Source organism: Micromonospora parva, assembly GCF_000718515.1.
Taxonomy (GTDB): Bacteria; Actinomycetota; Actinomycetes; order Mycobacteriales; family Micromonosporaceae; genus Micromonospora; species Micromonospora parva.
Map to the genome: position 1 here is coordinate 36,502 of NZ_JNZS01000012.1, position 12,267 is coordinate 48,768.

Sequence of the window (12,267 nt, forward strand, 5' to 3'; positions counted from 1 at the left end):
GGGGTGTGGGCGGGGGAAGACAAGGCATAAGACGTCGGATATCTGATGTCGGGACGCTAGCCGGACGCCGCACCGGTCGTCAATAGATCGACGTGGGGCGGCGGGCGCCGACCTGTTCGTCCGTCGTGGACGGTGCGGTCAGGACGTTCCGCTGATCGAAGATGCCGGATAGGGCTCGGATATTTACATCATGTTGCGTCGTCTGGCAGGCTCGACTGCATCGACCACCTTCGTCATCTCGGCGATCGGGCCCGTCCCCGGCCCGCGACCGCCGCCGGCGACGCCTGTCCGAAGGAGACCCCATGGAACGGCGCCAACTCCTCACCATCGGCGTGCTCAGTCCGTTCGCGGCGATGCTGGCGTCGGGCGGCCCGGCCAGCGCCGCGGCGGCGCAGACCTTCGGGTTCTCCGCCGACGGCAGCAACTTCCTGCTCGACGGCCAGCCGTTCCAGATCCGCAGCGGCGAGATGCACCCGGCCCGCATCCCGGTGCAGTACTGGCGGCACCGGATCCAGATGGCCAAGGCGATGGGCATGAACACGATCGCCATCTACGTGATGTGGAACCACATCGAGGAGCGGCAGGGCGTCTTCGACTTCAGCACCGATCGGCGGGACATCGCCGGCTTCATCCGGCTGTGTCAGGCCGAGGGCATGTACGTGCTGCTGCGACCCGGCCCGTACGTCTGCGCCGAGTGGGACCTCGGCGGGCTACCGCCGTACCTGCTGCGCAACCCGACCATCAAACTGCGGGTCCGCACCGCCGCCGACCCGAACTACATGGCTGCCGTCACGCGCTACATCAACGCGCTGGCCGCGCTGGTCAAGCCGCTCATGGTGGCCAACGGCGGGCCGATCCTGATGGTCCAGATCGAGAACGAGTACGGGTCGTACGGCAGCGACACGACGTACCTGGAGGAGCTGCGGCAGCTGTGGCTGCGCGCCGGGATCAACGGGCCGTTCTACACCGAGGACGGCCTGGGTCAGGTGCAGGGCAACCGCACCGTGGTCACCGGCGGCGCGGTCGCGCTCAGCGGGGGTGACGCCGCGGCCATCGCCGCCGCCCGCCAGTCCTTCCCGACAGTTCCGGCGATGTCCGGTGAGCTGTACACCGGCTGGTTGACCCACTGGGCCGACGGTGGCTTCGCCGGATCGAACACCGACATCTCCACCCAGTTGCGGGGTCTGATGGCCGGCCGCCTGTCGTTCAACCTCTACATGATCCACGGTGGGACGAACTTCGGGTACTGGGCCGGCGCGAACGCCGCCAACGACGGCTCCGGCTACCAGGCGGACATCACCACCTACGACTACGGCGCGCCGATCACCGAACAGGGCGGCCCGTCGCGGCTGTACCCGGCCTACCGGGAGATCATCGGCACCGCCCTCGGGGTGACGCTGCCGGCCGTCCCGGCGCCGATCCCCACCATCGTGCGGACCGGCGCCCAGGCGGTGCTGCCGGCCCCGTACGCCTCGCTGTGGGACAACCTGCCGGCCGCGTTGCCGACCCAGACGAACCCGCAACCGATGGAGATGTACGGCCAGAACTCCGGCTTCATGCTCTACCGCCGGGTCCTTCCCGGCTACACCCGGGCCACGCTTGACGTCAGGTCGGTGCGCGACTACGCGACGGTGTTCCTCGACGGCGTCTACCAGGGCGCCATGTCCCGGAGCAACCTGCCGGCGACCTACACGACGCCGCTCGGCGTGACGGTGCGCGACGCGCCGCTGGCGCTGAAGACCTCGGCGAGCGGCAGCCCCACGCTCGACATCCTGGTCGAGGGCATGGGCCGCAACAACTTCGGCCAGGCGCTGGTCGACCGCAAGGGCATCACCGAGCGGGTGTCGCTTGTCGACGCGGGCACCCTGACCGGCACGTTGACCAACTGGCAGACCCACCTGCTGCCCGTCGACGAGACGTTCGTGGCCGGTCTGCGTCCGGTGATCACCAACGCCGCGCGGCCCGGCATCTTCTTCAAGGCCACCGTCAACCTCACCCAGACCGGCGACGCGTACCTGGACATGTCCCGGTGGACCAAGGGCGTGGTCTGGGTCAACGGGCGCAACCTGGGCCGCTACTGGAAGGTGGGGCCGCAGCAGCGGCTCTACTGCCCGGCGCCGTGGCTGCGGGTCGGCGCCAACGAGATTGTGGTCTTCGACCTGCACCAGACGCAGGCCCAGCCGATCCCCTTCGAGGCCACCCTGAGCGGCCAGTCGGGCGCCGTTCGCCACACGGTGGTCAACCGGGCCAGCGGCAAGGCCCTCGACGTGCCGGACCTGTCCGGGGCCACCGGCGTGCAGTTGATCCAGTGGACCCCCAACGGCGGCGCCAACCAGGCGTGGTTGATGGCCGGCGCGGTGGGTGGCGTCACCACGATGACCAGCGTCAGTTCGGGTCTGCTGGCTGACGTCGAGGCCAGCTCCACGGCGGAGGGGGCGCGGGTCATCCAGTGGACCGCGACCGGCGGTGGTAACCAGCAGTGGCGGGTCGTCGCGGCGTCCGGCGACTTCGTGAAGCTGGTCAACGTGCAGACCGGCAAGGTCCTGGCCGTGGCCGGTGGGGCGAGCACCAACGGGGCCGTGATCGTGCAGCAGGCCGACACCGGCAGCGCCTCCCAGCACTGGCGACTCACCCCGGCGTGACGCCCCTCGGCCACGTGCGGTACGGGCTTTGCATCACAGATGCAAAGATGGCCGCATGGGTGGGCGGAGCGACCGGAGTGAGACGTGAACCAGCGCGAGCGGTGGCACCGGCTCCTGGAGATGGTCGCCGTCGAGGGCCAACTCGACATCGAGGCCACCGCCCGCGAGCTGAGCGTGAGCACGGCGACCATCCGTCGTGACTTCGACGAGTTGGCCACCCAGCAGTTGGTGACCCGTACCCGCGGCGGCGTGGTCGTCACCAACGTCTCCTACGACCTGCCGCTGCGCTACAAGGCGGTGCGGCAGGCATCGGAGAAGCAGCGGATCGCCGCGGCCGCCCTCGCGCTGATCCCACCGGGCAGCACCGTCGGGCTCAACGGTGGCACCACGACGACCGAGGTGGCCCGGGCGCTCGCGCTGCGTACCGACGCGAGCGGGCAGCTGTCGGCGGCCACTGTGGTGACCAACGCGCTGAACATCGCCCACGAGCTCATCGTGCGTCCGCACATCCGGGTGGTGCTCACCGGTGGGACGGCCCGCCCCCAGTCCTACGAGCTGGTCGGTCGTATCGCGGAGACGATGCTCGCGTCCGTGGCGCTGGACGTCGTCGTGCTGGGGGTGGACGCGATCGACCACCAGCACGGCGCCAGCGCCCACAACGACGGCGAGGCCGCGGTCAACCACGTCATGGTGACCAGCGCGGCGCGGACGATCGTCGTCGCGGACGCCTCGAAGCTGGGCCGCCGGAGCTTCAACCGGATCTGCCCGTTGGGCGACATCGACACTCTGGTCACCGACCGGGCGGCGGACCCGCAGCAGGTGAGCCTCGTCGAGCAGGCCGGTGTCACGGTGCTCCAGGTCTGACGGGGCTCCTGGCAAAGATGTAACTCGATGCAAAATCGCGGCCTACTTATTGCATCTTGAGTCAAGCAGGTGCAGCATTCCATCTCATCGGTCTTCGTGAATGTTGCCCCTCACCACACCGGGAGAAAACGATGATCTGGTCATCGCTGCCCGCGCACACCCGCCGCGCCGCCATCGTGGTCCTCATCCTGCTCGCCGCGATGCTGCACGCCGTACCCGCCCGCGCGGGCACACCGGGAAGCGCGACCGGCCTCACCCGGGCCGGGAACACGTACACCATCGCCACCAGCACGGCCGCCCGCATCCGGCTCACACTGGCCCGCGCGGACATCTTCCGCGTCTGGGTCGCGCCCAACGGCACCTTCACCGAACCGGCGGCGAACGAGATCACCGTGCGGACCGACTTCGGTGCGGTCGCCAGCACCGCGACCGACGAGGGCACCGCCTTCCGCATCGCCACCTCGGCGGTGGTCATCCGGATCACCAAGAGCCCTCTGACGATGCAGGTCCAGCGCCCCGACGGGCGGCTCATCTGGCGGGAGGCGCAACCGCTCGACTGGACCGCCGGCCGCACCACCCAACGGCTGGCCCGCGCCACCGACGAGCAGTTCTACGGCACCGGCCTGCGCCTGGGGGAGTGGGCGTTGCGCGACAAGACGGTGCCGATCGCCGTGGACAACCAGTGGCGGGAGAACACCAACGCCAGTCCGGCCCCCTTCTACCTGTCCACCAACGGCTACGGCGTCCTGCGCAACACGTGGGCACCCGGCTCGTACGGCTTCACCGCACCGGTGACCACCACCCACAACGAGGAACGGTTCGACGCCTACTACTTCGTGGGCGACTCGCTCAAGGGGGTGCTCGGCGCGTACACCGACGTGACCGGCAAGCCGTTCCTGAGCCCGATGTGGGGCCTCGAACTCGGCAACGCCGACTGCTTCAACGCGTCCAACCCCGCCTACCAGGGCGACCACAACCGGGCCGGGCACCAGCGGACCCCCGACGTGCTGTCGTACGCGCGGGAGGCCCGCGCCAAGGACATGCCGTCCGGCTGGTTCCTGCCCAACGACGGGTACGGCTGCGGCTACACGGATCTGCCCGCCACCGTCGCCGGGGCCAAGGCGCTCGGTTTCCAGACCGGCCTGTGGACCTCCAGCGGTCTGTCGTCGATCGACTACGAGGTCGGCACCGCCGGCACCCGTGGCGTGAAGACCGACGTCGCCTGGGTCGGCGGCGGCTACCAGAACGCGTTCCGTGGTGTTCAGCAGGCGGTGGACGGCATCGAGCGCAACTCCGACGCGCGTCGCTACGTCTGGACGGTCGACGGGTGGGCCGGCACCCAGCGCAACGCAGTGGTCTGGACCGGTGACACGTACGGGCGGTGGGACGACATGCGGTGGACGGTGCCGGCGGTCGCGGGCGCCGGGCTGTCCGGCTTCAACTACGCCACCGGTGACGTCGACGGGATCTTCGGGGGCAGCCCGAACACCTACGTGCGGGACCTGCAGTGGAAGTCGTTCACGCCGGCGTTCATGACGATGTCCGGTTGGGGGGTGACCAACCCGGCGGCCGGCTACCAGGACAAGCAGCCCTGGCGGTACGCCGAGCCGTACCTGTCGATCAACCGCCGGTACCTCCAGCTCAAGATGCGGCTGATGCCGTACCACTACACGATGAGCCGGGTGGCCAGCGTGACCGGCGTACCGGCGACCCGGGCCCTGGTGCTCGAATATCCCAACGACCCGGTCGCCCGGGGCAACGCCACGTCGGGGCAGTTCATGGCGGGCGACGCGTTCCTGGTGGCGCCGGTGGTCTCCGACACCGAGCTGCGCGACGGCATCTACCTGCCGGCCGGCACCTGGACCGACTACTGGACCGGCCGGGTCTACCAGGGCCCGCTCACACTGAACGGGTACGCCGCGCCGCTCGACCGGCTGCCCCTGTTCGTCAAGGGCGGTTCCATCGTGCCGATGTGGCCGCAGATGAACCACACGGGTGAGAAGCCGGTCTCCACGCTCACCTACGACCTGTATCCGCGCGGTTCGTCGAGCTTCACCCTCTACGAGGACGACGGTATCACCCGCGCCTACCAGAGCGGCGCCTACGCCACCCAGCAGGTCAGCATGACGGCACCGACGTCCGGCACCGGGACGGTCACCGTGGACGTGGGCGCCTCCGTCGGCACGTACGCCGGCAAGCCGTCGTCGCGCTCCTACGAGTTCACCGCGCACCTGGCGGCCGCTCCCCGCGCCGTCACCGTCGCCGGCCAGACCCTGCCGTCGCTCGCCACCCGCGCCGCGTACGACTCGGCGAGCAGCGGCTGGTTCTACGCCGACGGCGTGCTGCGGATCAAGGCCGGGTCGCGGAGCGCGGCGTTCCAGACCCGGATCGACGGCGCGGTGCTGCCGGTCGCCGACACCAGCACGACACCGTCGCCGATCCCGCGCGACAACTGGCGACTCGTGTACGCCGACAGCGAGGAGACCAGCGCGGAGAACGGCGCGGCCACGAACGCCTTCGACGGCAGCACGTCCACGTTCTGGCACAGCGCCTGGTCGACAACTGCCGCGCCCCTGCCGCACGAGATCCAGCTCGACCTGGGCGCCACGTACCAGGTCGACGGGCTGCGGTACCTGCCCCGGCAGGACGGGGGAGTCAACGGCCGGATCGGCCGCTACGAGGTGTACGTGTCGGACAGCCCGAGCAACTGGGGCACGCCGGTGGCCTCGGGAACCCTCGCCGACACGGCGACGCAGAAGGTGGTGCCGTTCACCGCCGCGCGCAGCGGCCGGTACCTGCGCCTGCGGGCACTGAGCGAGGCCGGTGACCGGGGGCCGTGGACCACGGTGGCCGACCTGACCGTCACCGGCAGAGCTGTGGCGTCGGCGTCGGGGAGTTGACGCGTACACCTGTGGAAGCGAGACGCCGCGGGCTGCTGGAGCAGCCCGCGGCGTCCTGCGACGACGGTCCTAGGAGAGGGACCACTGTTGGCGGGTCGCGCCGGTGGCGGTGCGCTGGACGACGTCCGCCCCGTTGTCGGTGATCGTCCCGTCGAGGTCGAGCACCCGGCCGCTGTTGCGGTTCGTGATGGTGACGTGGGTGCCGACGCGCGTGATCCGCCACTGCTGGTTGGCCGCACCCGTGTACGTCCACTGGATCACGTCGGCGCCGTCCGCCGTCGAGCTGCCGGCCACGTCCAGGGCGCGGCCACTGCGGCGGTTGACGATGCGGTGGTACCCGTTGCCGAGCGGAACGATCGACCACTTCTGATGCACACCACCGTTGTCGGCCCACTGCACGGCGTCGCCGCCGTCACCCGGTGCGGCGACCGCGACCTCGATGACCTTCCCGCTGGCCCGGTTCGTGAGCGTGTAGCTCGCGGTCGGGTCGAACGAGCCGTTCAGGGCGTCGAGTTCCTTCAGGCTGAACCGGACGGTCATGATGTACGGGTAGCTGGTGTCGGCCGGGTCGAAGTATCCGTAGGACGTGAGCACGAACGTCCCGTCGGGCAGCACCACGTTGCCGGCGTAACCGGTGTCGCCGCTCTTGACCGAGGGCGTGAAGTCCTCCAGCAACCGCACCCGGTACTGCCCCTCCCGGGAGTTGACCAGGTCGTCGTACGTGCCGACCCAGGCCACCCAGTCGCCGGCCACCCACGCGCCGGTGTTGCTCACGCTGTTGCGGATGATGTCGCGGAAGGTGATGACGAGCCGACCGGACGCCGGGTCGTACGTGGCGGCGTGCCGTTCGCCCATCAGGGCGCCCTGCATCTCGCGCGGTTCGGTCCAGGTGTTCCCCTCGTCGTTCGAGAACGCGACCATGGCGTTGGTGCGCTTGTGCTGTGCCCGGGCGAGCATCGCGAGCTGGCGACCGTCCGGCGAGCGGATGATCTCGATCTCGCAGAGGCCGGCGTACTTCTCGATGGTGTTGTGCGCGGCGAGCAGCCGGGTCGGCGTGCTCCAGACGGCGTTGCCGGCGGCGTCGAAGGTCAGGTACGTCTTCCAGTTGTTGTAGCCACCGTCGTGGAAGACGCCCAGGTACCGGAAGTCCCACGACCCGTCGGCCTTCTTCAGCCGGACCAGCGTGGCGTGCGCGACGTACCCGGCGAAGCCGGCGTCGGCGAAGTGGTGGGTGAACTCCGACCAGGACCGGCCGCTGTCGTCGGAGTACGCGGTCTTGAACCCGCCCGGACTCGCTGGAAGGCCGCTGACCAGCAGGAGTCGGGTCGCCCCGTTCGGCTTGACCACCTTGTAGAGGGTGGGTGTCTCCTTGCTGGTGGCCCAGCTCGCCGGGGTGGGGAGTCGACCGCTCCAGGTGCGCCCACCGTCGTCGCTGCGCTTCAGGATGATCTGGCCGGTGCCGTGGCCCATGGGGTAGACGGCGAACATCGTGCGGCCGTCGTCGAGCAGGACGGTGTCGGGGTGCCCGAGGTACTGCCCGGCCTGGCGGTCGGTGAGCACCTGACGGCGCGCGTCGTCCTTGAGGTCCAGGAACGGGATCGTGTAGTCGATGCGCATGCTCAGGTCGCTGATCTCGCCCGCCGTCAGCGGGGTTCCGTACACCCGCACGTAGTCCAGGTCACCGCTGTAGTGCCACTGAGCTCCCTGGGCGTCGACGTTGCGGCCGATCCACATGCCGTTCAGGTCCCGGACGTTCGCGAAGAACCGGGTGGAGGGGTGCGTGGCGCGAAGCACCCCGTCGACGTGCAGGCGGGTGCCCTCGGTGCCGACGGTCAGGATGGCGGTGTGCCAGACGCCGTCGTTGTAGGGACCGCCGGTGGCGGTCATCTGGGTGGCGTACGCCCCGTTCTCGCGGTTCTCGAAGTACACCGAGCCGCCGTTGAGGGAGAACGACAGGTTGCTGGAGTCGTCGGCGGTGTGCGAGGCGCTGAAGAAGCTCTTCGCGACGGCGGTGCTGGTGGACCGGAACCGGACGGCGATCGCCCCCTGGGTCAGGTTCGCCACCCTCGACAGGTCGGCCGATTTGTCGAGGAAGGTGCTGCTGCCGTTGAACGCCTGGTTGACCGGGTAGTTCACCGTCGCGGTGGGCGCGGCGTGCCCGGCGGTCGCCGGCACCAACAGGCTGAGCAGGAGCAGCAGGGCGACGGTCGCGGCGGTGCCCGCCCGGGCCGCCGTCCACCGGCCGTTCATCGGGTGATGGTCCATTGCTGTTCGGTACCTCCGCGGTAGGTGGACTGGACGACGGCGGCGCCGTCGGTGGTGGCGGCGTTGGCGACGGTGAGCGCCTTGCCGGAACTCCGGTTGATGATCTTGTAATTGGTGCCGACCGGAATGACGCTCCACAGCTGGTTCGCACCGCCGTGGTACGTCCACTGCACGACGTTCGCCCCGTCGGCGGTGGAGGAGCCGGGCACGTCCAGCACCTTGCCGCTGCTGCGGTTGACGATGCGGTGGTAGCCGCCGCCGGCCTCGACGAGCGTCCAGCGCTGATGTGCCGCGCCGTTGCCCGACCACTGGATGGCGTTCGCGCCGTCCCCGCTGCCCGCCGGCACCTCCAGCACCTTGGCGCTGTTGCGGTTGACCACGCGGTGTTCGGTTGCCGGGTCGAACACCGCGGCCGGGGTCGCCGCCCGGGACACCTCGACCTTGTCCGCCGTGACCGCCGTACCTGACGAACTGGCGTTCCTGCTGTTCAGCACCCGCACCTTGAGGACGTGGGGGCCCTGCGCGAGCTGCCCGCTGGTGAAGACCATCGCCTGGTCCACCCGGGTCGGGGAGTACAGGTCGACGACAGTCTCCGGGCCGCCGTCGATCGAGACGCCCGCCCGGCCGTGGTTCGCCGCCCTGGCGGCGAAGAGCTTGATCTTGTTGCCGGTGAACCGCACCTGGTACGCGCTGTCGAGGGTGCTGCTGTAGTGGTCGTCGCGCTGGAACTGCCTGCTGCCGTTGGCCCCGTAGGACCACGTCCCCGAGTAGCTGAACTGGTTGTCACCGGTCCCCGTGGTGTTGTCGTTGACCTGGACCACGCTCGGCACGCCCGGGGCGTCGCCGATCGCGTCCACCCGGGCGAAGTACGCCTCCACGGTGCTCGACCGGGGGCCGCCCCACAGTCGCTCGGCCAGCACCTCGGTCGGCCGCTTCGCGTACTGGTCGAACCACTCGTCGGTCTGGTGCTCCATCGCGTCCGACCAGCGGGCCATCTGGTAGCCGTTGACCTTCGCGTTCTGGTCCGGCGCCCAGCTCTCGTAGACGTTCTTGGTGTTGACGTAGAGGTTCAGCCCGGGCGTCACGTACAGGGTGCTCTCCGGCACGCCGACGACCGTGTAGCCCAGGTTGTAGAAGTAGTTCAGCGACCCGGTGTACGGGGTGAGGACGATGTTGGTGGCCGGCTTGATGCTGGTCTGCTGGCCGTTCGTCTCCCACCAGTTCCACAACTGCGCCGTCTTGCCGTACGAGCGCACCTTGTCGTTCATCAGGTTCATGAACTCGGTGAAGACGTCACCGGGGTACGGGAAGCCGCGCGCCTGCGCGTAGCTGACCAGCTCGGGGCAGGAGTTCTTGGCGGCGTCGGTCTGGTACTCGTCGCCGCCGATGTGGAAGTAGGGGCCGTCGAACAGTGGGACGAACTCCGACAGCAGGTTCATCACGAACGTCCGGGCGTTCTCCTTGGTGAGGTTCAGCGTCCAGCCGCCCCTCTCACCGCCCGGCCAGGGCGCGTAGTCCATCGACGAGCAGGAGAACCTCATCGTCGGGTCGTAGGTCGTCATCGCCGTGGCGTGGCCCGGCAGGTCGATCTCGGGAACGATCGTGATGTGGTAGCGCTTGGCGACGTCCTGCAACCGGCGCAGGTCGGCCTTGCTGTAGGACTGCGCCGAGGCCAGCCCGGGGTACCGGTCGCTGCGCAGCCGGAAGCCGTTCCACTCGGTGAGGTGCAGGCGCAGCGTGTTCAGGCGTAGCCACGCCATCCGGCGGAGCAGGTTCTCGAGGTGGTCCATCTCGTAGAAGTGCCGGCCGACATCGAGCATCACTCCCCGGTCCCGGTACTGCGGGTAGTCCCGGATGGTGCCCGCCGGCACTGTCGTCCTCGTCGCGCTCTGTTTGATCATTTGCAGCAGGGTCTGGGTGCCGTAGTACACGCCGGCCGCCGCGTTCGCGCGGATCACGATGGTCGAGCCGGCGGTCAGCAGGTAGCCCTGATCCCCGATGCCGGCGTCGGTGCTCGCCAGGGTGAGCAGGATGTCGCCGGTCCCGGGCGTCGCCGACGAGACAACCGGTACGTCGGCGCCGCTGATCGCGCCGAGGTCGACGCGCAGCGCCGTCGCGGCTGGTGACAACTGGGCGGCGTGTGCCGGGTCGAGCAGGATCCGGGACGACGGGGCCAGCGTCCAGACGCCGGTCCCTCCGGTCCACTCCCGGACGCTCGGCGCGACCTGGGGCGTCGGGTTGGCCGCCCGCGCCGCCGACGGGACAGCGAGCCCGACGCCGACCAGCAGGGAGGCGAGGAGGAGAGGGAGAAGCCGCTTGTGGGAGGAGAACACGGTCACGTACCTCCGGTCGTTCAGAGCGGAAGGAGATCCTTGACGTTGCCCTGCAACAGGGGCGCGGTGCCGCTGTTGGACTGTGTGCCGACCAGGTGCACAGGCGCGGCGCCGGAGCAGGTGACGGCGAGGTTGGAGAGCGTGCACCCGGAGAGCAGCCACCGGGTACCGAGTAGGTTCGTGGCGCGGATGTCGCTGTACCAGAGGGTGTTGCCGGTGAAGGTCGGTGGCAGGACGCCGTCGACGACGACGCCGGTGCCCGGGTTGCGCTCGACCCCGCCGATGGGGAAGGACAGGGCGGTGCTCCAGCGCACCGGGACGCCACCGTTGCAGTGGTTGACGGTGTTGCCGGTCAGGCTGCCGTGCCCCCAGTTGTCGCTGGCGAGCGCCCCGTACGGGCTGGTCTGGGCGAACGAGTAGTAGGCGCCGTAGCAGCCGACGACGACGTTGCCGTTGATCGTCCAGTTCCCCGACGAGTTCCAGATCGCGAGTCGGCACGAGGTGAAGCTGTTCGCGGTCAACTGTGAGTACTCACTGCGGTCGGCCAGCGAGACACCGAAGTAGCAGCGGTGGAAGGCGTTGCCGCTGACCTTGAGCCGGTAGCCGAAGTAGTCGTCGGCGGCCGATCCGGTGATCGCCAGTCCGGCGCCGCGCCAGTTCGTGAAGTCGCAGTCCAGGATCCGTACGCCGGTACTGCGGCTGATCCGGACGGCGACGTGCGCGAACTGTGGCGCGGTGCCGACCGGGCTGGACTGGCGTCCGAGGAAGTGGACGCCGCTGATGGTGACGCCGCTGCGGCCCACGATGGACAGCGCGCCGCTCTGGTCGGTGGGGACGGTGACGGTCGCGCCGTTGCCGACGATGAGGCAGCGGTCGGGCAGGGCGACCGGAGCGGTGAGGGTGTACGTGGCGCCGGGCGCGAGCTGCACCTGAGGCGTACGGGCGAGGACGGTGTTCCAGTCGTCGGCGACGCCGAGCACCGGGAGGGACGTCGAGGCGATGGCGGCGTCGGCGCGGCCGGGCGGGACGACGGCGGCGAGGGCACCGGCGGCGCCCGCCAGCGCGACCGCGCGGCGGGGGAGGCGTGTGGTCATTGATGTCCTTCGGACAGCGGGGGAATGTCCTACGTCAGATGTCGGACGAACTTACGAGTGATATCGACCCTCGTCAAGAGAGCCGTTGCCCCGCCCTCGGCCGCCGCTCGGCCTCCGGCTCGGTGGCAGCCCGTGCAAGTTGATGCAAAATTCCTGCCAGGTCGGGACC

6 protein-coding genes are annotated in these 12,267 nt (G+C 69.6%); 3 read left to right on the top strand and 3 right to left on the bottom strand.

All coding sequences use genetic code 11. The annotated features are described in order from the left end of the window. Window positions 1-302: 302 nt before the first annotated feature. The 3 genes from IF22_RS0118435 to IF22_RS0118445 all read left to right on the top strand — a co-directional run bounded on the left by IF22_RS0118435 (window position 303) and on the right by IF22_RS0118445 (window position 6,406). On the top strand, window positions 303-2,642 hold the full coding sequence (locus IF22_RS0118435) for a beta-galactosidase (RefSeq protein WP_167337310.1): 2,340 nt from the start codon (window positions 303-305) through the stop codon (window positions 2,640-2,642). Window positions 2,643-2,726: 84 nt separating this feature from the next. Then, complete coding sequence (locus IF22_RS0118440; RefSeq protein WP_030333617.1) at window positions 2,727-3,506, top strand: DeoR/GlpR family DNA-binding transcription regulator; 780 nt, start codon at window positions 2,727-2,729, stop codon at window positions 3,504-3,506. A gap of 131 nt (window positions 3,507-3,637) precedes the next feature. Then, a complete protein-coding gene (locus IF22_RS0118445) occupies window positions 3,638-6,406 on the top strand; it encodes a TIM-barrel domain-containing protein (RefSeq protein ID WP_036411789.1) in 2,769 nt (922 codons plus the stop codon). A gap of 69 nt (window positions 6,407-6,475) precedes the next feature. On the opposite strand, the gene IF22_RS0118450 is transcribed toward IF22_RS0118445, so the two are convergent. The 3 genes from IF22_RS0118450 to IF22_RS0118460 are packed head-to-tail and all read right to left on the bottom strand — an operon-like array spanning window position 6,476 to window position 12,098. After that, entirely contained in the window at window positions 6,476-8,671 is a 2,196-nt protein-coding gene (locus tag IF22_RS0118450) for an RICIN domain-containing protein (RefSeq protein ID WP_156057632.1), read from the bottom strand. Next, window positions 8,653-11,004 carry a family 20 glycosylhydrolase gene (locus IF22_RS33810; RefSeq protein ID WP_167337311.1) on the bottom strand — a complete coding sequence of 784 codons (2,352 nt, stop codon included), beginning with the start codon at window positions 11,002-11,004 and terminating at the stop codon, window positions 8,653-8,655. Before IF22_RS33810 ends, IF22_RS0118450 begins: the two co-directional genes overlap by 19 nt. A 20-nt stretch (window positions 11,005-11,024) precedes the next feature. Next, window positions 11,025-12,098: a right-handed parallel beta-helix repeat-containing protein gene (locus IF22_RS0118460; RefSeq protein ID WP_030333625.1), complete on the bottom strand. Its 1,074-nt coding sequence runs from the start codon at window positions 12,096-12,098 to the stop codon at window positions 11,025-11,027. Window positions 12,099-12,267: the final 169 nt, after the last annotated feature.

Coding starts and splice junctions, on each gene's coding strand:
- IF22_RS0118435 (WP_167337310.1), top strand. CDS start 303: ATGGAACGGCGCCAACTCCTCACCATCGGCGTGCTCAGTCCGTTCGCG.
- IF22_RS0118450 (WP_156057632.1), bottom strand. CDS start 8,671: ATGGACCATCACCCGATGAACGGCCGGTGGACGGCGGCCCGGGCGGGC.
- IF22_RS0118460 (WP_030333625.1), bottom strand. CDS start 12,098: ATGACCACACGCCTCCCCCGCCGCGCGGTCGCGCTGGCGGGCGCCGCC.
- IF22_RS0118445 (WP_036411789.1), top strand. CDS start 3,638: ATGATCTGGTCATCGCTGCCCGCGCACACCCGCCGCGCCGCCATCGTG.